The sequence below is a fragment of the Rheinheimera texasensis genome, from assembly GCF_964031785.1.
Lineage (GTDB): Bacteria > Pseudomonadota > Gammaproteobacteria > Enterobacterales > Alteromonadaceae > Pararheinheimera > Pararheinheimera texasensis_A.
In genome coordinates, this window is sequence record NZ_CAXIRE010000019.1 from 526,829 (window position 1) to 548,558 (window position 21,730).

19 protein-coding genes are annotated in these 21,730 nt (G+C 47.8%); 4 read left to right on the plus strand and 15 right to left on the minus strand.

Annotated features, from left to right (window positions below):
• Positions 1-27 precede the first annotated feature (27 nt).
• From ABNT34_RS10820 to ABNT34_RS10855, 8 genes are all read right to left on the minus strand, one after another.
• Positions 28-1,251 carry an efflux RND transporter periplasmic adaptor subunit gene (locus ABNT34_RS10820; protein ID WP_348731483.1) on the minus strand — a complete coding sequence of 408 codons (1,224 nt, stop codon included), beginning with the start codon at positions 1,249-1,251 and terminating at the stop codon, positions 28-30.
• Position 1,252: 1 nt separating this feature from the next.
• Complete coding sequence (locus tag ABNT34_RS10825) at positions 1,253-2,527, minus strand: TolC family protein (RefSeq protein WP_348731485.1); 1,275 nt, start codon at positions 2,525-2,527, stop codon at positions 1,253-1,255.
• Positions 2,528-2,576: 49 nt separating this feature from the next.
• On the minus strand, positions 2,577-2,912 hold the full coding sequence (locus ABNT34_RS10830) for a hypothetical protein (protein WP_348731487.1): 336 nt from the start codon (positions 2,910-2,912) through the stop codon (positions 2,577-2,579).
• Positions 2,913-3,049: 137 nt separating this feature from the next.
• On the minus strand, positions 3,050-3,400 hold the full coding sequence (locus ABNT34_RS10835; protein WP_348731489.1) for a DUF3147 family protein: 351 nt from the start codon (positions 3,398-3,400) through the stop codon (positions 3,050-3,052).
• Between the two features lie 110 nt (positions 3,401-3,510).
• The gene (locus ABNT34_RS10840; protein WP_348731491.1) at positions 3,511-5,178 is read right to left on the minus strand and encodes a hypothetical protein; all 1,668 of its coding nucleotides are present in this window, start codon (positions 5,176-5,178) and stop codon (positions 3,511-3,513) included.
• Between the two features lie 248 nt (positions 5,179-5,426).
• Positions 5,427-7,082, minus strand: a complete 1,656-nt coding sequence (locus tag ABNT34_RS10845) for a phosphoethanolamine--lipid A transferase (protein WP_348731493.1) — start codon at positions 7,080-7,082, stop codon at positions 5,427-5,429.
• A complete protein-coding gene (locus ABNT34_RS10850) occupies positions 7,075-7,830 on the minus strand; it encodes a phosphatase PAP2 family protein (RefSeq protein WP_348731495.1) in 756 nt (251 codons plus the stop codon). The genes ABNT34_RS10845 and ABNT34_RS10850 overlap by 8 nt, the downstream gene beginning before the upstream one ends.
• A gap of 85 nt (positions 7,831-7,915) precedes the next feature.
• A complete protein-coding gene (locus ABNT34_RS10855; protein WP_348731497.1) occupies positions 7,916-9,607 on the minus strand; it encodes an LTA synthase family protein in 1,692 nt (563 codons plus the stop codon).
• A 397-nt stretch (positions 9,608-10,004) separates the two neighbouring features.
• Between ABNT34_RS10855 and ABNT34_RS10860 the strand changes: the two genes are divergently transcribed.
• The 3 genes from ABNT34_RS10860 to ABNT34_RS10870 are packed head-to-tail and all read left to right on the plus strand — an operon-like array spanning position 10,005 to position 12,429.
• Positions 10,005-10,361, plus strand: a complete 357-nt coding sequence (locus ABNT34_RS10860) for a diacylglycerol kinase (RefSeq protein WP_348731499.1) — start codon at positions 10,005-10,007, stop codon at positions 10,359-10,361.
• A gap of 15 nt (positions 10,362-10,376) precedes the next feature.
• Positions 10,377-11,045 (plus strand): response regulator transcription factor, encoded by a 669-nt coding sequence (locus ABNT34_RS10865; protein WP_348731501.1) that lies wholly within the window; start codon positions 10,377-10,379, stop codon positions 11,043-11,045.
• Positions 11,035-12,429, plus strand: coding sequence for an ATP-binding protein (locus tag ABNT34_RS10870; RefSeq protein WP_348731503.1), 1,395 nt, complete (start codon positions 11,035-11,037; stop codon positions 12,427-12,429). Before ABNT34_RS10865 ends, ABNT34_RS10870 begins: the two co-directional genes overlap by 11 nt.
• A gap of 772 nt (positions 12,430-13,201) precedes the next feature.
• Here ABNT34_RS10870 and ABNT34_RS10875 read toward each other — a convergent pair.
• Entirely contained in the window at positions 13,202-13,714 is a 513-nt protein-coding gene (locus ABNT34_RS10875) for a hypothetical protein (RefSeq protein ID WP_306518608.1), read from the minus strand.
• Positions 13,715-13,796: 82 nt separating this feature from the next.
• Here ABNT34_RS10875 and ABNT34_RS10880 point away from each other — a divergent pair, with 82 nt between their 5' ends.
• A complete protein-coding gene (locus ABNT34_RS10880; RefSeq protein WP_348731505.1) occupies positions 13,797-14,030 on the plus strand; it encodes a helix-turn-helix transcriptional regulator in 234 nt (77 codons plus the stop codon).
• Here the strand turns inward: ABNT34_RS10880 and ABNT34_RS10885 are convergent.
• The 6 genes from ABNT34_RS10885 to ssb form a co-directional block, all read right to left on the minus strand.
• Complete coding sequence (locus tag ABNT34_RS10885; protein WP_208932608.1) at positions 14,027-14,323, minus strand: hypothetical protein; 297 nt, start codon at positions 14,321-14,323, stop codon at positions 14,027-14,029. The genes ABNT34_RS10880 and ABNT34_RS10885 overlap by 4 nt on opposite strands.
• A 297-nt stretch (positions 14,324-14,620) precedes the next feature.
• On the minus strand, positions 14,621-15,067 hold the full coding sequence (locus ABNT34_RS10890) for a hypothetical protein (RefSeq protein WP_306518604.1): 447 nt from the start codon (positions 15,065-15,067) through the stop codon (positions 14,621-14,623).
• Positions 15,068-15,116: 49 nt separating this feature from the next.
• Complete coding sequence (locus ABNT34_RS10895; RefSeq protein ID WP_306518602.1) at positions 15,117-17,279, minus strand: hypothetical protein; 2,163 nt, start codon at positions 17,277-17,279, stop codon at positions 15,117-15,119.
• Entirely contained in the window at positions 17,272-18,993 is a 1,722-nt protein-coding gene (locus ABNT34_RS10900; RefSeq protein WP_306518600.1) for a tyrosine-type recombinase/integrase, read from the minus strand. Before ABNT34_RS10900 ends, ABNT34_RS10895 begins: the two co-directional genes overlap by 8 nt.
• Before the next feature lie 447 nt (positions 18,994-19,440).
• Positions 19,441-20,643, minus strand: a complete 1,203-nt coding sequence (locus ABNT34_RS10905; protein WP_306518598.1) for a site-specific integrase — start codon at positions 20,641-20,643, stop codon at positions 19,441-19,443.
• A 391-nt stretch (positions 20,644-21,034) separates the two neighbouring features.
• A complete protein-coding gene (ssb, locus tag ABNT34_RS10910) occupies positions 21,035-21,718 on the minus strand; it encodes a single-stranded DNA-binding protein (RefSeq protein WP_348731509.1) in 684 nt (227 codons plus the stop codon).
• Positions 21,719-21,730: the final 12 nt, after the last annotated feature.

A 21,730-nucleotide genomic window follows, 5' to 3' on the forward strand; every position in this document is an offset into this window, starting at 1 on the left:
CTGCGGCTCAAGGCCAAGTAATGATGCTTAGTGGTCATGGCTAGCACCGTCTTTTTCAACATCGGCTTTTAACAAGAAGCTGTTTTCAGTGGCATATTCAGTATCGGGTTTTAAGCCGCTGAGCACTTCAAGGTATTCATCATCCTCCACCCCAAATTCCAGCATGCGCACCTCAAAGGTGTTGCCATATTTAGCAAACACCACGGCCATATCGCGGAACGATTGCACGGCGTTTTTACGCACGGCAATCGCCACTTCACGCTCAGCCACCACGATGTCGGCATTCACATGCATGCCTGGTCGCCAATAGCCGTTTTTATTGTCAATCACCGCTCGGGCTCTTGCGATATGACCATCCGTCATCGCTGGCGCGATAAAGCTGATACTGCTTTGGGTTTGCTCTGACTGATGCATGTCAAACACGTCAACACGCTGACCGGTTTTTAACTGTTTGACGGCATTTGGGAAAGCTGACAATTCAACAAAAACCTGACTGTAATCCACCACTTCAAACATCGGATCACTTGACACTACCTGGCCTTGATTGATCAAACGGCGGGTGACCACGCCACTGGCAGGCGATTTCACCACAAAGGTTTTTAATGTGTTGGTATTCATCAATTTTGCCATTGGTTGGCCAGCGCTCACTTGTTGGCCAGGTTCGACCAACACTTGTTGAACCTCAGCGTTATAAGGTGACTGAATAAGGAAAGAGCGGCTTGGATCGACCGCAATCACACCGAATAAGTGCAACTTTTGCGTCAATATTCTCTTGCTGGCACGTTCAGTTTTGACACCTGTCAGAGCAAGCATCCGGTCATTGAGTTCGACGCGGCCTTCAAAGGAATCGTATTGCCACTGATATGTTTTTCCTTGATGAACCGCTTTTACCGCAACCGCATAAGAATGGGGTTCGACAATAGTGGCATTACCCAGCAAATAATCAGCTTCCGGCGCAAACACCAGCTGATTTTGCTCCCCATCAAGGCGAGACAGAGTAACGTTTACTTGGACATCTTTTGCCGCAAGCGGTTGGTTACCTAAATAAGTAAATACCCGCATCTCCGGCGGTATCCCTGATTCGAAAATGCTGATTTCCACAGCAAAACCATCTTGCTCCAGCAGACGTCCGCCATGCGGACCTTTTGCGGGCTCTGCCACTTCTGGGGCTTCGGAAGCTGCGTAAACCAGAGGGTTAGTTAAACTCATCAGTATCAGACTAAGCTGAATAATCCGGGAAAAAATAGTCATGTTATGGCTCCATTGTCGATAAACGAACCGGGCCCATTAGGGTCAGGGCATGGCCGGTCAGTCGTTCAAGTTCAAGTAATTGCAAATGAAAACGGCTTCGTGCGCTGACGAGATCCACTTCGGCCTGACGCAGCTCTTGCTCAGCGGCAAGCAGGCTGAACAAATCCACTTGGCCTTGCTGATAACCTTGTTCACTTTGTTGCTGCAATTGGAGGGTTTTAGGCAATAAGGTAGATTGCAACACCTTGCTGTATTGGCGAAGTTGCTCCAGTTCCAGATACGTCTGCTGCACCAACAAACGCAAAGTCGTGTGCAGTTGTTGTTGCTGCACACTACTCAGTTCAATCTGGGTTTGCGCAGCCAGCCTTTGGCCTGCGCTTGGGTCATTGAGTTGCCATGGCATTGAGAATCCCAACACCAGCGCATTGTCATTTTGACTTTCAATACGACGTACACCTGCACTGAGGCGAATATCAGCCGATTGTTCCGCCTTAGCCAGTTGCAACTCAGTCTCATGTAACCGCGTTTGAGTCACAAATCGGGTGAGCTGAGGAGATTGCATCAAACTGGTTTGTAATTCAGGCAACGTCGGTAACAACGGGAGCTGTGCTAAACCGCCTTGGACGCCAGAAAAATCAGGCTCAGACGCCCAATGTGCTGACAATTGCGCTTTGCCAAGCGCAATTGCATTTTGCGCAGCGGTCAGTTCAAGCTGACTGCGCACCAATCTGAGTTCCAATCTGGTTACATCGGCATCACTTAAGCTGCTGGCCGCTGCGCGTTGCCTGGCGATATCGAGTAAACGCTGCTCGCGAACGATGCGCTGCTGAACCAGCAGGGACAGTTGTTGTAATTCGACCTGCCGGATATAGCTTCGCGCGGTTGCGGCTAACACATCAACTCTGCTGATTTCAAATTGCTGCTGCAACAGTTGCTGTTGCCACTGTGTTTTTTCCAACCGATAAGTACGCTTATCGCCCATTTCAATCAGTTGGCTTAACGTCAGCGTCAGTTCGGCATTCTCTAATCCCTGACTACTGCCGGTTCCGGCAATATTTTCCAGATCTACACCTATCTCTGGATTGGGCCGGACACCAGCCTGTAATCGCTGTGCATCAATCATTCGAAGCTGATAAGGATATTCCTGTAGCACAGGGCTTTGTTTAACGGTTTTTTCAAGTGCTTGTGCCAAGCTTAGTGTGGTTGTTTGTGCAACTGCCACAGATGCAAAGCACAGCAATACCACGCTCAAAGGCGCGGTTTTGTTCATACGCATAGGTATGCTCCTGATTAATATTCAAAAAATTAAAATAAATTAAACAGGATCAGGCGTTTGGCGGTGGGACTGGGGGGGTGTGAGTAATGCCAGTCAGCTGGCTTTGATGCAGATAACATTCATTGCCCGCCAACACGGTGACAAACATGAATTGTTGTGATGGTACATCAGCATGGCCATGAAGATGCTTTGCATGATCATGAGAGGATGCGTCATGTGATTCAATGGAGCTTGGCGTAAGTGAGACTTTGTTTTCAGTTTCAGAGCCATGGCCTTCGTCATCGTCGTGGTGTTCATGAGATCCATGGCTGTGCGGTTGTGCCACCGACACCAGCATTTCATGCGACTCATCCGGTAAATGCAACACAATAGGCTCTGATGCCATAGCAATATGCTGGCATAAGAATACTAAAATGAGCAGGAGACGAGTCAAATGCAAACACCAAACATAATCAGACATTTATAGTTTAAAGCTTTAGCAGCTTGATGACAACAATTTGTATTTGCCTCAAAGTTGCGATTTTACCAAAGCCTCACACCGAATTTGTTTAACACCCAAACCAGAGCGGCGAACAGCGCTATGGTTATCAGACAACTAAATAACAAAGCCATCCAGAAACCAAATTGCCGATTAAGCCAAGGAAAAACCAAGAACATCGGTAATGTTGGGAGCACATACCAAAAGGTGAACCAAGCGTGGTTATTGATTTTCTCCGGTGATTGTTTTTCCAGATGCAACCAAATAAGCGTCAATACAGTGACTATAGGTAACGCAGCGACCAGGCTCCCGAGCCGGTCACTACGCTTGGCGACTTCTGAGATAACAATCACCAACAATGCGGTGATTGCATATTTTGTAAGTAGCCACCACATAATGGACCCTCTTGGTCGTTAGATTTTACTTTCAGGATACCGCTGATTTAAACTCGAAGCAGTCACCATCACTATCGAACAAGCAAGCTGCCATCACTTGATGTAATGTATCAGAATCGTTGCTCCACTTTTAGCTGCAATTCGTATGAGTTGACATCATTAGCAGCACCAATGGGTTTGGCCAAATCCAGGTGGATTACGTTGTCATTAGCAGAGCGCACGGAATAAAAACGAGCCCCCAAACCAATAGAGCCCAACCAGGATTGCTGACTGTTTGGGGTTATTAAATCAAAACGATGTTGTGCAATGGTTGTATCAATCGGGACAAATGGGTTACTGACTTTGCCTCCTGAAATCCGTCCAGCATCGGCAAAAGCCACAAAGCCAACATCTACCAGTTGATAAAGAGTTATTTGCGGATACCAGCGCAGTTCGGCGGTGGCCAACGCTCTGCGTAAGCCATGCTGGTACTGCACCGGATAGCCCCGAATGCCGCCATCGGTGCGTACACCATCTTCACTACCGAGGGCCAATGGGTCGTCAAAATAGTTCTGCTTGCGCTGGTCATATCTTAGGTGACTGTATAGTGCCCAGCGTTGGGTCAAGCGATAAACATCCTCCATTTCCAGACGGACCTCGGTCTGATCACCAATGCTCGCACCAGTTTGCAGCGACAGCCGGCTACTGAATAAAGTCAGGTGCTCCTGATCGCCAAAACCTTTACTGCTCTGCCACTCAAAGTGGTAACCAAGTTGCTTTTCAGGTGCAAGGTCAGAGCCTTGTACACCCAAACGAATCTGATGGCGCCAACCCAGATGAATATCTTCAGTGTGATTAATCAGGAATACATCCGACAGCGTTTTGTATTGATGCTCCATGTATTCAAAGCCAACCCATGGATATTGATAGATCCGGTTTTGCGGTAATGCCGCACTCTGATGCAAAGGATCTTCCATAAAACGATGACTATCTTCGGTATACCCGAGCAATAAACGCCAGCTGGTCTCATCGTTAAAGGACAGCAGCCGGCCGTAAGACAACTCGGTTTGTTTTTGCTCCGTGCGGAACTGATTTTCCAGTGCATTATTATGAAAAATTTGTTCAAGCCGGTCGTCACGCATCCAGCCTAAACGCCACATCAGTTCGGTGTCATCCTTATAAAACGGATGTTCAAGCTGGAACGCCTGTTTTGAACCATCATCATTATCCACCCATTCAAGCCAGGCATAACTATGTTCAAGGCCGTTGATCTCAAATAAAGACAATGGAATTTCATTCCTGAACTCATAGCCGGTACGTAGGTAATTTGACTGATACTTCAAGCTGGTTCTGACGCCAAGGCCCAACAGATTTTCTTCTTTAAAACCGAAAGAGTATTTATTGCTACCACCACTTCGACCAAATCCTAAGGTCGGCAACAAGCTCCAGGTGTCCCAGGTCTCAACCTGCACATTGCGACTGCCATCGGCATTACATTCCGGCAGAACCTTGATCCGGCTATCGCGCAGATAGCTTTTATGTCGCAATAACCGCTCTGCTTCGAGTAGATCAGTTGCACTGACTTGCTCGCCGCTGGTAAAAGATAATTCCCGAGCCAGCGCCCAAGGTTTTGAATTGATATGTATCCAGTTGGCAAAGCGGTGCAGCCAAAAAGTGTCAGGGTCGGTCTCGTCAAAAATCGGATTGACCCGAAAGTAAATTTGTCCCACCTGCAGTGTCTGAGGCCAGTCGGGGCGAGAAGCGACTTCATCATCTGCATCAGCGGATGGCGCGGCCATCCCGCACAAGTCTTCCAGAGTCACTTCCTGTTGGCCTTTGCCAGGTTGAGCGCTGTCGTCAACAACATCAACAGGTACAAGAACATCCGTTGGCTCTGCGCCCAAAACAGCGCTTGGTAGACTCAATATCAGACAAACCACCATTGCCCGGTGTGATTGGCTATTGGTTTTTGTTATTGCTGTTGTTGTCTGTCTGTTTGTCATGTTCCACCGCTGTTGATTGTATAGAGGCCTGCCATCTGTGTGTGCTAATCGGCGACTTTACAGCCGTTGAACATGTCAAGTGATTGCTGATAAATGCTGGTCCGCACATCAAAAGCTCCCAACAAGCTGTGGAACAAATGATCGTGACTTAATGGTTTATCCTGGGATTGCGCTAAACAGCCAGTGCTCAATTTTGCAATAGCCTCATAGCTACTGCTCATCCACAAAATCAGCGGGATGTGGGTTTGTGCCTGAGGCGCCATGAAATAAGGGAGCCCATGCAAATACACCCCATTTTCACCCAAGGATTCACCGTGATCGGACATGTAAAGCATGGCGGCGTTGTAATCTTCCTGCTGCTGAAGTTGTGCAATGATGGACGCCAGCAAACGGTCGGTTGCAACAATGCTGTTATCGTAGGCGTTGATGATTCCTGAACGGTCACACAGTTGGAGTTGTTTGTCCTGACATTCCGGGCCAAAAACTTTATCTGGACCAGCACTACGTTTGAAGTATTCGGGGCCATGACTCCCCAACTGATGCAAAACAATGATGCGGTCTGTGTCCGTTTTAGTTTTTAGAGCGCGAGCAAGCCCGTCGAGCAAAACATCATCAAGACATTGACCCTCTTTACAGCGGGCGTCAGGTTGTTGAAATAAAAACTCAGACTGAACCCGGTCACATACACCTTTGCAGCCTGAATTGTTATCAAACCAGCGGGTATCAACACCGGTAGCTTGTAAGATATCTAATATATTGCTGCTGGTTTTTGCTGTCGCCTCGTCGTAGTTATCGCGGGTCATTGCTGAAAACATACAAGGCAAAGAATGCGCTGTTGCGGTACCGCAAGAACTTACCTGGCTGAAACTTACTACAGGGAGTTTACTCAGTAATGGGTTGGTTGGACGCGGATAACCATTGAGCTGAAAATGATCGGCCCTAGCTGTCTCACCAACAACCAAAACTAATAACTTAGGCCGCCCCGAAGATTGAGGACGACTCGCATCAGTGGCCAATACATGGAACTCCCGTGGCACCTGTGCTTTGACTGATTTGGCCGCAAGCGTCATACCGGCAATCACAGGGCTGACTGGCAAGGCTAGATGTTTCACCGACTTGAAGTTACGGAAAAAAGAAGCCAGCTCAGCGTACTGGGTGAAGCCAACCGCCGACAGCGTGATGAGGACGAGTGTGAAGGCAGCCAGCAGTTGTTGCCAATACAACTTGCGGGATAAACGTTGCACACGCACCAAGGTGACCAGCAGCAAGGGAAACAACATCCACTGCAATAGATGAAGGGTCAATCCGCCGCTCATCAGACCACGTGCTTCCGCCGGATCTGTCTCTATGGCATTTTGCAGCATATCTTTGTCGATCAGGACGCCAAATGTCTGGTTGAAATAAAGGCTCAGACTACCCGCCAGAAACAGCAACAAGACTATCGGCTTTAGCATGCGGCCATGCGCAAACAGCAGCAATAAGGTTAGATTGAGTATAAACACCAGCAGAATCAATGTCAGTTGCAAACCTGTTTGACCAGGGATTTGTGTCTGCAATGCGGCATAAAAAGGCCCATTAAGCATTAATGTCATGCTGGCAGCAGCTATCAACATAAGTAGAAATGGATGCCAGCTGTGTGCAGGGCGTTGTACATCTGGCACCAGCAAAAGCGGGTAATAACGACGCACGTATTTAAACATAATACTGTTCCACAGTGGGTTTGGGCGATGAGTTCAAGCGATTGGGGTAAGTCAGATACACCAAGCTACTGACGACCCAGCAAAGCCAGAGCGTGGTCAGGTCGTGTGAGAAAAAATGAGCCCCCCGCAGTTGCTGTGTGATACCGAGTAATAAGCCCAGCAACAAACCGACAGCCAAACCAATACGGGCTTTCCTAAAGCACAGAGGCAAAAAGTAAAAGTACAACGCGACCCAAGCGTAGCCGACACTGGCGTGTCCAGCCGGAAAACATTGAGTTGCAGGCATCGTTGCTGGCCGCTGTGAGAAAATGCCGATAAATGGCAGATCGCCGCCAAATTGCTGAAGATCCCACGGACACTCAGCAGGTAAAACGCGTTTTAACAGCGCGACAACAGCAAAACTTAGTAGAAGACTAATTACCAACTTTGTCAGCGCCGTTGTGCGCTCAATGTTTCCTTTGCCCGTGAATTTTTGATAGAGCCAGTAACCCAACAAGTTCGCAAGCATGATGTTGTTCAGTAGCCGACTACCACTGTGCAGGACGTCACTGAATAGCCAATGGTTGGTCAATCGCCACTGTCCGCCTTCCAACTCGAAGATGGTTGTAGCCACAACGAAATCGAGTTCAGCGCCGTAAAAAATTCCAAATCCGATCACGAACAGAGCCGTCGGAATGAGCACGAGTTTTAACAAGTCCTGAGAGTGTATTTGCTGCATATCCTGACAATTGATGGTGACCAGATACATGCAGCCTAATCATTGATACTTAAGAACAACTTAAGTTGAACATTATTTTTGCTTCTTTCTATCGCAAACAAAATAATGTCCGGGTTTACCACTGAGCGGGCTTACACTTAGCCGCGCTGCTGTACTTGCGCTCCCGATACAAATAAGACGGCAGTTGTACATGGGCCAAAGCTTTTTGTTGCTGAGCCTCAGGCGCCACACCTTCTTTAAGGTTTAACTGACGTGTCGTCTTGCTGTATTGAGCACTTAGCGCAGTGTCGTTCGGCCGCAAAATGGTTAATTCCTGCTCGGTCATCAGCGCAAATAAATTATCAAACTGGATTAAGGCACGTCCGGGGCTGACTGGGTCAGCGATAAAGTCTCTGCCATCCATGGAGTGGCAAGCAGAAACACCAGCCAAACTCAGCAAAGTGGGCGCCAAATCGACTTGACTGGCAAGTGGTTCTATAACCCCCGGGCTCACTTGGCCGCCGAGGATTAGCCCCGGAATATGAAATTTTTCTACCGGGATCAAATTACTGCCATAGACTCTGTTGTCATGGTCGGCAACGATCAAAAATACCGTATCCTGCCAATAATCGCTTGCTTTGGCTTGGTCAAAAAATTGCCCCATCGCCCAATCTGCGTATTTGACGGCGTTGTTTGCAGTTGATTTGGGTTCCTCGTGCAATACAATACGTCCATCCGGAAACTCAAAAGGTTCATGGTTGGTTGAGGTAAAGATCAGACTGAAAAAGGGTTGGCCTTTGGCATGCATCTGCATTAACTGTTGGTGTGCCGTATTGAATAAATCTTCGTCACTGGCGCCCCAACTTCCGACAAACTGCGGCGCTTTGATTCGAGGCAAGTCAACGACATCGGCAAATCCATTCCCGGTAAAGAAACTGCGCATATTGTCAAAATGCGCCTCCCCACCATAGACGAACTGAGTCTGGTAACCTTGTTGCTGTAAAATCGATGCCAGCGTGGTAAAGCCCTGTTGACTATTGGATAGTTTCACAACACTCTGCGCCGGTGTTGGCATAAAGCCTGCCAGCACGGCTTCAATCCCTCTGACTGAGCGGGTGCCGGTGGCGTATAAATTGTTAAACCAAATCCCTTCCGTTTTCAGTTTTTCAAGATTTGGCGTCACTGGGGCTCCGCCCAACGACTGAACAAAAGTCGCACCTAAGCTTTCTTGCAGCACAATCACAATATTCAGTGGTTTTGTACGGGTGATCGGTGCTTGTTGCCAGTGCAATGTCGGAAAATCTGGATTGGTATATTGATAGGATTTTAACCAAGGCCAGTCACGGGTATGTGCAATCATCACTGGATCTGCCAGCTTACCGTACACTTCAGTACTTCTTGCTTCATGCTTCAGGCTATAGATGGCGTATAGAACCGAATAGCCTGAATTGATCACAAGTGAATTCACCATCGCATCAGCGGTAATGGCAAACAATGCTGGATTGGCAGGACGATGTTGGGTGGTCGAACGGATCCCAGCAAACACGATAAAGACAGCCAACGGCCACACTAAACTATGCAGCTTGACTGACCATAGTTGTAGCTCTTCATCAGCAACCTGCAGTAATCGCCGAAACAGCAATGCGAGGCCCGCAGTGAATACAATCCCAAGCACTAATTGCAACCTAAAGCCATACCATAAGGTCGAGAAGACTTCTTTGGGGTATTTCAGGTACTCCACATACAGCCGATTGGGCCGGATATCGTATTGCAGTAAAAAAGACGGGGTTGAAAGTTCAAGAAAGACGATGGCAATTAATGCCAGCAAACTCCAGCTATAGGTAAAACGGAACCAGCCGCGTTTGAAAGGTGGCCAGGCAAGGAATAAGGACAGTAGCACCGGAATGGCGGCAAATAAGCAAAGCAGAATAAAGTCTGCACGCACCCCTTGTAACATGATCATACCGAATGACTGTGTCGGCTCCACCCGTTCATATTGCCACAGACACAGGGCCAGCCGGCTCAGACTTAGCGTGAGCAGTCCAATCCATAACATTCTGACCAGGTGCACATAAGGTCCCCAGACCGAAGCCGCCATCAGTTTTTCGAAAACACCATGCTGCATTCATTTCGTCCTTTTGTAAAAACTAAATGCAGCCTAAACAGACAAACTTAAGATTCCCTTAAGACTCACTGTTTATGATGATTCACTTTAAGGAGGTTACATGAAGAATCATCACCAAGGCTGGCGCAGACTCATCAGTGCCGCGAATTATTCAAAGCAGGGTTTTGTCAGCAGTTGGCATTCTGAGGCTGCAATCAGACAAGAGTTGATGGCGCTGCTTGTGTTATTACCATTGGCTCTTTGGGTTGATGTCAGCAAAGCTGAAAGAGCATTATTAATTTTGAGTCTGCTATTAGTGTTGGTTGTTGAACTCCTGAACACTGGGATAGAAACCGTTGTTGACCGGATCGGTTCTGAGTATCACGAGCTTAGTGGCAAGGCAAAGGATATAGGTTCGGCTGCTGTACTTACCATGCTTGTGGCCGCGGCATCGGTTTGGGTCATTGTCCTGTTTTAAATCGGAGTCTGCTTTATGCGTATTTTGTTGGTGGAAGATGATCAGTTGCTGGCGCAAGGACTGATCGTTGCGCTTGAGCGTTTGCACTACCGCGTAGAGCATTGTGTATCAGGTAAACAGGCATTACAGGCTGCTCAAAGCAGCACATTTGATGTGATGATCCTCGATCTTGGTTTACCTGATGGTGTGGCATTACCAGTGATTAGAACTCTCAGGGCTTCACAACAGGCACTTCCTGTGCTGGTGCTGACCGCCTGGGACCACCTGGACACCAAAATAGAAGCACTGGATGCCGGAGCTGATGATTATGTGCTCAAACCTTGCGATGTCAGGGAAATTGAAGCGCGTCTGCGAGTCATTCTCAGAAGGCATCAACAGCGACAGCAAGACGTTCTGATCAGTAATGAACTCGTTTTGGACCTCCAACAGCATACTTGCAACTATCAAAATAAATCGGTTCATCTGACCAGCCGTGAGTTTTTACTACTGAAAGAATTGATGTTGCATCCCGGGAAAATTCTCTCCAAACAGCGTCTTGAGGAAATTAACACCGGCTGGAATGGTGATAATGAGGGGAATTCCCTGGAAGTGCATATTCATAATATTCGAAAAAAAACAGCTACTTATGTGATAAAAACTATCCGTGGTTTTGGTTATACACTGAAGAGCCACGATGAAAATTAAAAGTCTACGGCGCATGCTACTTCTCAGTATTAATGGGGTCATTTTGCTTTTGATGAGCGTGACTGGTATCAGTACCTTTTATAGTACTCATCATGAATTAGATGAGTTATTTGATGCGCAACTCGCCCAGTACGGCCGACTTGTGCGGCACCTGTTGTTCGAGAGGACATCGGAAAGAACCACGTTAGATACCGTGATTGAAGTGCCGCGGATTATTGAAGATGGCGTCGAACGTACTTCCGCACAAGAACGCCATCCAGAAGGTCACAAATATGAGAGTAAAATTGCCGTACAGGTGTGGAGCCAGGATGGGCAGTTACTGCTGCGTTCTGCGAACGCAGGCACACACCCGCTGCAACCGATGGAAGCCGGCTACCATGTCGTGAATTTTGATGGTTATGAGTGGATTGGCTTTAGCTTATTTGCGAAGGATTTGAAGGTCTGGATATTCACTGCGCAACGTGAGGATGTACGCGACGAGCTAAGCTTTCATCTCACAGTCGATCAGTTAGTACCACTTAGTTTTGCTGTAATTCCCATTTTTGTATTGGTATGGCTGACAGTCTATTGGGGTACCAGGCCTATCAGCGAATTGTCAGCAAGACTTGCAGGCAGCGACCCTGCCGACCTAAAACCCTTACTAATGGAGCTACCCAGAGAGCTGCAGCCTTTTCAGAATGCGGTGAATACTTTGCTCGGTGAACTCAAATCTTACATAACTCAAGAAAAACGGTTTATCGCCGATGCATCCCATGAACTGAGGACGCCTCTAAGTATCCTTCAGCTACACACCGATAACTTAGCCAAAGCGCAATCCAGTGACGAGATCCTGCTAGCAAACGAAGCCATCCAAAAAAGCACAAAACGACTCTCCCATTTGGTTTTTCAACTAATGGAAATGCATAAACTAGAACATTTCAATCATCTGGAAAAAAGACATATACCATTGTTAGGATTGATTTCCGATGCGATGGCGCAAATCGAGGGCAAACATCTGGATAATGTCTGCTGGGATATTAACGTCGGCTCGGAAGTCATGTTGTTTGTTGAACCCGCCCTATTTCAGTGCGTCTTACGTAATTTGCTGGACAATGCAGCAAAATATGCCCGTCCAAATAGCGTGGTCCGGGTGGTATATTCTGCAATGATCACACAAAACAGACTGACCATTACAAATCAGTTCCTCGATAATTCGAAGCCGGAAATCAAGAGATTGGGAGAGCGTTTTTTCCGGCATGCAGCTCATCAGGATATCGCTGGGTCTGGCCTTGGGTTATCTATAGTACGAAAAGTAGTAGAACTCCATCGAATGCATTTGGCATGGCATATCAGTGATGATAATTGCTTCAGCGTTGTGTTAGAAATCCCTGAAAATGTCGTTTAGTTGACGAGTGGTGGGAGTGTAGTGGTCTACTAATTCAGGCCTTTTTTTCATGTCTGACTTTATAAATACAAGATGCTCGCTGTTTTAACGTTCTGGTAATACGCTGATCTCTCAAATTTTTCGAAGGTTGCAGTTCACATTCAGACTAAGTCATGTCCACTTTCAGTGAAAAGCTGCGATTCGACCATCTCTATTACCATCGTCAGCGATTGGCACTTAGCCGCCTATGGTGGGCTGACGGTAAGATTGCTTAGCCTACTGGTAAGGACCGCTTCTTGCGCTGGTTTAAAGCTGTTGCAGGATATAACTGCTATCGCTTTTCGTTCATTTATCGAACTCACCACTAATAGATCCGATAACGCCATGAATCGTGGTCAGCTTATTGATAAACGGATTAACTACAAGAAGAGGCCAATTTCAAGTCAACATACGTAAGTCCCGCGCAGCACCTGGGACACACAAAAATCAACTTCTGCTGCGGCATAACCGTCAGTCCGTGACCAAGTAATTCAATAAGGTCAATGTTTTCTGACTCTGGCGAAATGTCGGAGTCTGCTGATTTAAGGAGAATGGTTCTAGTCCCGAACTCCTCCAGGTAGCAACACCATCCGTCGGAGAAATCACCGCGCAATGACGTTTTGGCCACTACCACAGGTCGATCGTTTGCCACACCATATGAATATGCCAGTCGGCTGATATCAATCAACACCAGTCCGTTTAACCCCCTACGTTCATGCGCAGGAACCGCTGTGTAGGTATCCATGTGAAGTCCTCACGAATCCAAGCGATGAATTGTGCCACCGGTATTAGCTACCCACCACTCGCAAAACTCACGCACTGGGTGCGTATAGTCGTCCGGCGCATTCACCAAAAACCACGCCAACACATGCCGGCAGATCTCATGGAACCAATAGTTGCCCCAAAAGTATTTAAATTCGCGTTCGAACCCAGGATCACGGTGATGTATTAAAAACGCACTGATCCCAGCAAACAAATATTCCGCGCTTGCGAGTGGGCAGATGACCCTAGGCGTTCCTATGTAATCGAGCGACAGCGAGTACCCGACCAATAGCATGGACGGAATACACCCAAGGTGAGCCAAATGCTGACAGAATGCCTGCTGTTCAACGGTTTCGAGTGGGAAAAAACCGATCTCACCTTGTTTTGTATATGGGTACAGAAACCGGTTGTGGGACCGATCTTGTTTAATCCCCCGAGCGATTTCGTTCAACTGGTCTTCTGACACCAGATTTCCGAGCCAGCATAGCTGCGTGTTTAATTCCATGATTCTATCCACCACATCGTACTTTGTTCGATTTTCCTACTCTGTAGTTTTGTGTATCATCCGTTCATCACAGGAGAACAATATGATCCGTTACTACCTACGTCGCTGCATGGACGATTACGAGTTCAAAAACGACACAACACTCACGATCATCCAACTGGCAGAGGCGACAGGGATCCACAGAGCCACTCTGTCAAAAATGTTGCACGAGCGTGGCAGTAACCTGACGACAGATGTCATCGACCGGCTGTGCACATTTTTCGACGTTACAGTCCAGCAGCTGATGGAGCATGTTCCATCCGAGCAGGACCATTAATCACACCAAGAACCAATACAGCGCTCCAAGTGATGCCGCAGCTCGTGAGCGATCTGCTCCGTTGAAAACGAATCCAATCGCTGTTCACAACAAATGGATTTCCTCATCCAGGCAATCAGGGCCTCGCGGTTAGTGCGCTCTTCACCTGTGCCGCAGGCCATAATCAGCTGCCGCCCACACGGGTCAATGTTCAGTGCAGCTAACAGTGACTCGACAACGTTCTGAATACGCCGCGAGAGTTTTTGACGTTCTTGCATGTTGATGAACATGCTCATGGTCGTGATTTCTGTCATTTGGCTGCTCCCCTCAGAGCCTTTTACAAATGCAATACCTTGATAAACACGTACGCCGCATCACGTGACAGTATCCCTGGCTCCTGCGAAAACCATACTATTCAAAGTGGTCGCGGATGCCGGCATTTCGTCACAAATGCAGATGGTTGATTTGATGTGGGGGGGCTCTGGGTCTCATGAATGGCGCTCCTAGTGGGGCCATCCATGGCGTTCAATGCTATTGGGTTTGAGGTCTCTTGGCAGGTCACCTCACTAAGATTGTAGACAATGATTGACATATGTCAATTTTAATCGACATTATTTTATCGATTTTATGTTATTCTTCTTCCTTGCTGCATATTTGAGGCTCTCTTGAATGGGTTTCTCAAAAGCATCAGGTTGTAGCCCCTGTTTGGCGATGTTATGCAGGAACGTCGCAAACCTCAGCTCATACAGTCTCAACTTCTTTTCAAGTGCGGCATTCTGCTCTTCTAATTGAGCACACCTTTTTTCCAGCTCGGTAGGTTTCATTTTGCTGACAGGATCGATGGCTACTTGAGCACCCCGAAGCTTTCGTAACGCCTGCTTCGCCTCGTGATACGCTTGGAAAATACGGGGATTCTTACCCAGGGTTTGATAAGGAAGACCGCAGACACGCTCCAAATCCTGCCAGCCGAATCGTTCGCCCAGCACCCCGCTTGCATAGGTGTTGCAAAGATGCACAAGCTTGTCGACCACAGCATCAGTTAATTTCACGGTTGGCATCAATACTCCTTAATACCGGCGCAAAGCGCCGGCAACAGCTTAAGTTGGTTTAAAAGGCTTCACAGCTATCGCGGCCATTGGGGAAAATCGCCACGATTTGCCCTACTTCGTACCGGTCATCCTGTTCAATCGACAATGCTGCATCGCATCCCGCAAGGAGTCGCTGATGGTGTGCTAACCACACATGGGCGTTCGTCAGACCGTCGTCCGTATCAAACTGCGCTGCCGCAACTTGCAACTCTGCTTCAGCCTTCATCTCATGGAGTCGTGCAATTTCTAGCGGATTGCCTTTTTGCCTACGGTAATGTTTGCATTTGTTGAGGCAGGCATAGTGTTTGCCGCAAGGCTCTTGCGTGTAGTCATGCCTGCAGCGGCCAATACGCATTACATGGCTTGAGCCTCTGGATTCGAGCTCCGCCATCAATTCCTCAGGCCCAAGCAACGGAAACCGACTGATCAACCCAACGACCTGACTGGCATCCAGCTCGTTATTTTTCGATTCAAATTTCGGTGCAAATTTCGCCTGGAATTCATGCAGCTTCCTCGCCCCCTGAACAGCGAGATGCTCTGATGATGAGTGGTCATACCATTCGTTATCGCGAACGCCTGCACGCAGAAAAAATTTGGCGATATCTTCCTGATCAAACTGGGCTGATTGCTGTAAGACGGTATTTAGCAGGTGCCTGAATTGATGTGTTCGAATACCGCCTGGTTCGAGGACCAACCCATCAAATTGATAGCGTTCAAATAAAGTCTCGATCCGCTTTTCTTCTTTTGACAGCCGGCTGATATAGTTACGCCCCCGGAAAGCGTCCTGGATCTGCGTACCTGACACCGGAATGGGGAACATTTTGATTGAGCCTCTGCTGTGCTCAAACTTGAACTGCAGCGTCAAGAGGTCCCAATAATTAATCATCCTCGCCTGTGGACCAAAGCCATCAGCGACCGATTTCAACTCCTCTCGATACGCACGGGATACTCCCTGATGAATATCCCGAATACAGAAGGTTGTGCGTTTGGGGGCCGAGCTGATGTGTCGGGTAATGCCAAGGCGCCCGAGCTGTGTGATCAAATTAGACGTTTTCTCTAATTTGAAATGTGCGGCGAGATCTGTGGCGAGAACAATCTCATCTTCGTCAAATCCATCCAACGCAGGCCAGTACGACTCATTGAGTAGCATTAATGCATAATACCGGGCTTCAGTACTCAGAGCCTTCAAACGATCAACCGCGAGAAACACGGTGTCGGTAAGACTATTGGGGATAATTTTTGAATCCCATACAAACCGCTTTCGAGCCAATACGCTCATGCGCAACATTTTCCCGACCCGACCGTCAAAGGTAAGTTCAAGAGGTGCCGATTCGTATTCCTCTTTACTCGGGATACATCCCACATGTAAACCGCAGAATTCGTCCATCCGAAGACCGGTGCACAGTGAAACGATCCCCATACAGACATGTATTTTGTCCGATGGTTGCAGTTCGTCGTAATGTTTCCACAGCGCTGCTAAATGAGTCAGGTAGGCGGATTTAGGGAGCTGCTCGGCTTCTTGAAGCGACGTCTTTTGGCGGACATGACGTTGCTCTGTCCCACCAGTTTTATCGGGCCTGGGGATTGGATTGTGCCATTCAAACACCATGCAAAGACCAAACAGGTTCAGTTTGTCGGCAATAGCGCTCAGATGCTCACCGGTCCGATATAGTGTGGACTCGGCTTCATTCCGATCCATAGCCATTTTCATCGCGAGATCAAAGTGAAGCCCATTGATCTGGTGGATCGCCTGAAGCTGATGCTCTGTAAACACGTGATACAGATATCGGAATGCACGGATCCATACCATGTGCGCATCATGTGTTATTGCGCGACCAAGATGGTTTAACACGATGATCCCTTTCACGAGATCTCGAAACGGCTGCGTAAAAGGCTCCTGCGCCTCCGCAGCTATTTTCTTCTGTTTCCCCAAGCCGTTAAAACGGGTGAAAAGAACATTGCTATCGTGTGAGACTCGCCGAGCCGATTGTGTTGACTCGTATTCAGAGATCTCCCACACATTCGTCGACCAGTCGACCGATGGAAAAACGTGGCGAATTTGTTTCTGGCAATAGAACACAAATTTCTCATAGTGTTCCACCTTAGAGTCATCGTGCGCCCAAAGTTGCTTCAACTCTGCGGGAATGACGTCAAGTTTTAACAGTGCATTTGACTTACTCATGGCACGCCTCCAATGTGTTGACTAATTCTTCGCATGCTTTGATGTGTGGGGCATTGAGTAGCTCTGGAGGCGCATCTTCGCCAAAGCAGACTTTGACATCTGCTTTCATACTGTCCAGCACCTCACGATGGCGCGTTGGGTCATTACAGGCTTCGAACTTCGGACACACATAGCAGGCGTTAGGTGGAGTCAAATCACATGGCGCCCCTTTAGCACACATGCCAATACCAACCAAACGACGCAATTTGTCAGGCCCAAAAACAGTATTGGGTACCGTTTGGCTGATCAACGTCGTGAGGTTGATCTGACCTTTGAAGTAAGACAAAATGTCTTTGAATTGCTCCTGAAACACTCGGTCAAGCTTCTGAGCAAAGGACAATCCCAGCTGGTAATACACCATGACATGCTGGAGATCCTCATGGTCCAACAGTTCCGCTAACTCGATAATAGGGACGCCGGTCGCTGCTGCGCGGGTTGCGAATGTTTTACGTAACCGCCGCGGCGTTATTTTGAGATCAAAAGGCATTTTGCCGTCCCGGACTCGAACCGTGTTAATCACACCAAACATCTTCTGCAACATGTTTAAGACAGAATCTGATGGAAGGTTTTGGAGGTAAGGCAGATGCACGCGACGTTCCTCGTACCGCTTTTTTATTTTCCAACGCGAAATTGCAAAAATTGGCTGCTTAGCGAATGGCGGGATGTCTCCACCAATGTCCGCAAACATCGCAGAAAGCTGCGCCATTTCTGATTCCTTGTGATGCATGTATTTTTCCAGCATTTCACCAAGAAACGTGGGCAGTTGCCGGGATTTGAACCGCGACCGAGGTAATTCATGTCGTTTCTTCACTGAAGGAACGTTCAGAACGTAGGTCTTCTCGCCGCTGTGCTGGTCGACATTAATTAAAAAGTCCGAGTTCATGAGCAGCACTAATTGCTTGCTCCGAAGTCCGAGACTGATCAATAGCCATGCGCTCAGAAGCCCTCGGTAACTGTCATGGGAGACATCGATTTGAGCCTCCCTCAAGACCTGGTGCAACGCATCCAACTCTTGTGCAGTCAGCGGACTTCGATGGGGGAAATAGCTGAGGACATCGGCGCCTTTCAGGTTTCCCCGGAATTTGAATACACCCAGCGCTTGGGCTGTCTGGTATTCAAATGTCGAGAGACCCATCCGGTAGCTGCGCCGATACCAGTACCGCAGTGCGTTGAGCGCATATTCATTTGATTGAGAGCGATTGACATAAATGTAATCAATAAGCTGCTCACTCAATACATCGGTGAGAGACGCTTCCCCCACATCTTCCCAATCGCATTGAGAGAGGAAATGAACAATAGCAGAGAACATACTGCCCACCGTAAGCGGGGACTTGCCAGGTAACTGGCGTGCAAGAAAATACTTCAGGTTGTTGAGCAACTCATCCGGTAGTGGAGTTGCCGTTTGAGCACTTACCTCGTGTTCGTCCTCAACATCGACATCAAAAAAGTCACGTTGCAGATTTTTTGGAGGATTAACTTTGGTCGTGAGTCGCTCAAAATTGAGCACTTCAGACGCTGTTTCCCCGATTCTCCAAACGTCGCGAGATGTATCAACCGACCGGAGTCTTGCTTGAACAACAGGGATGTTAAATGGAGTGTAAGGACGGCGTTCAATGAACGGCAGACTGCGGGCTTCACGCTCAGAAGAGCGAGCAAAACGATCAAACTGCATCATAGTCATTTCTCTCGGCAAATAGACTACTCATGACATTCAATAGAACATCATCCAGTCATTGAGCATGTTTGTGACTGCTCTAACGACCAGGTAGCCTAGGAATCGCCAGACGAACCAAAGGCTCATCGGCTATTTTTCGCTTCACCAGACCAAACTCCGGTTTAGCGACCCTCGTGAACCTTTAAGGTTCGCGCGTCTGCCAAGATGTAATTAACTAACGTACCCAATTTAAAATGGTTGATGCCTTACCCTAATCACACTGTTGTACTGATTAGGCGCTTTCAAGGTTACCGCTTTGTCGGTCAGCCCTTTGAGAATTTTTTACCTTCTGTCCGTTACAGTGAGTGTATTGTGAAATACACCGCCCTTTTTGCATTTGCCTGATAGCGACAAATGGTTTCTGGAGGATTTTTTGGTAGCTCCAGTAACACCAGCAAGTGAGGGAACTCACCGGTCGAATTTAACAATAAGCTCATCGTGAAGTTTTAGCAAGGCCAAGTGTGCTGAAAATATGATTTGTTTCGCTGCGTAATGTTCATACTGATCACTGGTTGATGACCAGCCCCCCATATAACGCAGGATCTTCTTGCACTCTTCTTCGTTGTCTTGCTTGACGTCCAAGAGCCGCATTAAATCCTCTATCGTTGTATAACGGAAACGGTGCGCCTGAATATCCGAAAACACCGGCTTGTCCGCATTTCCGACGGATTCAATACGAGACAAAATTTTATAAAACCCACCGATACTCAGCGGTGCAGGTCGATTATCAGAATTGAGAAACAGAAAGGCCGCAGCCCGCTGCGCATTACGCCCCCGATATCGTCGGCCCGTTTTGATATAGTGATCAATCCTCATCGCCAGCTTTTCTGAAATAGGCAACTTTCTTGAGGTCGTCTTGGCATCTGGCGGTATGCTGCGGGGATCTTCATTGAGGTATACGTTTTGATTGACCACCAGAAAGTGCAACATGCCGTAACTCACGTCCATCTCTGTCACAACAGCGTCACAACGGAGGGACAGCAATTCGCCGACTCGGATCCCTGTTTCGAAGAGCAGATTGATGATTAACCAGTTTCGTTCACGAACCCGCAACTGGAACGGATTTTTTTCATTCAATGGGTGGACCAATTCTAGCATGGCTTGTCGTTCAGTATGTGAGAATCCTTCACGTTTGGCAGGAGGAATCACCACGTAATGAGCTGCTAAAAAATCGAACAAATCTTCAATCCAGGAAAGCACTCGTATCAGATAGGGTTCCGCCTCAAGACGGGTGTCACCGTATGTTCGCGCAAGAAAGCGAAAAAAAGTCCGGAGCTCCCGGCATCGGTCCTTATAAGTATCAGCACCGACATACGGATCGTATTCATCAGGTTCCGCCCGTAAGCGGAGTTTGAACACCAGTGAATTCTGCTCAGCATATGTGAAGCCTTCGCCCGACCGGATCCGGTCAAACAAATCAATTTTTAATTCCCGTGCCCAATTCAAAATCAGTATGACGGTCCTGGCCCGACGCTGCTTTGTGCTAAAGGCCTGATTGATTATCTGTGCGAAGTAATGATTGGGTAGGATCGGAGGAAGATCATGCTCATCATCGATGAGGACTTGCCGCTCTCCATTGACCAATACTATCTGACCTAAAGCATACGTCATCTTGATACCTCCTGGTGTGCTTGCCAGGACTGTAGCACTGTCTTTTGAAAAGTCAAAAAACTAAGTTAAAACATGAACATACTTTTATTATGTTACAAGTATTTATTGGAAAACCTGAAAAGCAGGCCAAACAAGCACGTCATGAGGGGCGACATTGAAGGGGGGAAAAGTAAATAAAACTTTTATAATAATGCATGACTTTTTGACGAAAAAATCCCCGCCAAAGCAGTCAAATTTTTACGTTATAAAATAAAAGGTGTAGAATCGGCAGATGTTAATGATTTGTTTGATTACACTTTTTCAAAGTAAAAAACGCAGGTAAGTGTTTGAATTCACTCATTACCTGCGTTAAATATTATACTTTTACGTTATATTATTATAAAGGTTTAAGTCAGAACGGAATATCGTCATCAAAATCGATTGGTGGTTCCATCGGGCCGCGTTGCTGGCCAAAACCGCCTTGTTGTGGTTGGTTAAAACCTTGCTGTGGCTGATTGTAGGCCGGTTGGGCTGGTGCCTGATTGTAAGCTGGCGCTGCTGGTGCCGGCTGGTTAAAGCCTTGTTGTGCTGCAGCCGGTGCGCGGTTGTAATTCTGCTGTGCAGCAGGCGCGGCTTGTGGTGCGCGGTTTTGTGGTGCCTGATAGGCTTGTGCCGGTGCGGCCATGCCACCCATAGCGGCACCGCCCATTGCAGCACCGGCGCCTGGTGCGCCACCCATTTGAGCACTTTGGCCTTCACCACGACCGTCTAACATCTGCAGTTCGTTGGCGATGATTTCAGTGGTGAAACGCTCGACACCTTGCTGATCCTGCCATTTGCGCGTACGCAGACGACCTTCGATATAGACTTTGCTGCCTTTACGCAGGTATTCACCGGCGATCTCGGCCAGACGCTGATAGATCACCACACGGTGCCATTCGGTCTGTTCTTTTTTCTCATTGGTCTGTTTGTCAGTCCAGGATTCTGAAGTTGCAATGGTGATATTGGCCACAGCACCGCCGGTTGGCATGTAACGAACTTCAGGATCTGCACCTAAGTTACCGATCAAAATGACTTTATTAATTCCACGCGCCATGCGCATTCTCCT

Coding starts and splice junctions, on each gene's coding strand:
- ABNT34_RS10820 (WP_348731483.1), bottom strand. CDS start 1,251: ATGACTATTTTTTCCCGGATTATTCAGCTTAGTCTGATACTGATGAGT.
- ABNT34_RS10825 (WP_348731485.1), bottom strand. CDS start 2,527: ATGCGTATGAACAAAACCGCGCCTTTGAGCGTGGTATTGCTGTGCTTT.
- ABNT34_RS10830 (WP_348731487.1), bottom strand. CDS start 2,912: ATGGCATCAGAGCCTATTGTGTTGCATTTACCGGATGAGTCGCATGAA.
- ABNT34_RS10835 (WP_348731489.1), bottom strand. CDS start 3,400: ATGTGGTGGCTACTTACAAAATATGCAATCACCGCATTGTTGGTGATT.
- ABNT34_RS10840 (WP_348731491.1), bottom strand. CDS start 5,178: ATGGCCGCGCCATCCGCTGATGCAGATGATGAAGTCGCTTCTCGCCCC.
- ABNT34_RS10845 (WP_348731493.1), bottom strand. CDS start 7,082: ATGTTTAAATACGTGCGTCGTTATTACCCGCTTTTGCTGGTGCCAGAT.
- ABNT34_RS10850 (WP_348731495.1), bottom strand. CDS start 7,830: ATGTATCTGGTCACCATCAATTGTCAGGATATGCAGCAAATACACTCT.
- ABNT34_RS10860 (WP_348731499.1), top strand. CDS start 10,005: ATGAAGAATCATCACCAAGGCTGGCGCAGACTCATCAGTGCCGCGAAT.
- ABNT34_RS10865 (WP_348731501.1), top strand. CDS start 10,377: ATGCGTATTTTGTTGGTGGAAGATGATCAGTTGCTGGCGCAAGGACTG.
- ABNT34_RS10870 (WP_348731503.1), top strand. CDS start 11,035: ATGAAAATTAAAAGTCTACGGCGCATGCTACTTCTCAGTATTAATGGG.
- ABNT34_RS10875 (WP_306518608.1), bottom strand. CDS start 13,714: ATGGAATTAAACACGCAGCTATGCTGGCTCGGAAATCTGGTGTCAGAA.
- ABNT34_RS10880 (WP_348731505.1), top strand. CDS start 13,797: ATGATCCGTTACTACCTACGTCGCTGCATGGACGATTACGAGTTCAAA.
- ABNT34_RS10885 (WP_208932608.1), bottom strand. CDS start 14,323: ATGACAGAAATCACGACCATGAGCATGTTCATCAACATGCAAGAACGT.
- ABNT34_RS10890 (WP_306518604.1), bottom strand. CDS start 15,067: ATGCCAACCGTGAAATTAACTGATGCTGTGGTCGACAAGCTTGTGCAT.
- ABNT34_RS10895 (WP_306518602.1), bottom strand. CDS start 17,279: ATGAGTAAGTCAAATGCACTGTTAAAACTTGACGTCATTCCCGCAGAG.
- ABNT34_RS10900 (WP_306518600.1), bottom strand. CDS start 18,993: ATGATGCAGTTTGATCGTTTTGCTCGCTCTTCTGAGCGTGAAGCCCGC.
- ABNT34_RS10905 (WP_306518598.1), bottom strand. CDS start 20,643: ATGACGTATGCTTTAGGTCAGATAGTATTGGTCAATGGAGAGCGGCAA.
- ssb (WP_348731509.1), bottom strand. CDS start 21,718: ATGGCGCGTGGAATTAATAAAGTCATTTTGATCGGTAACTTAGGTGCA.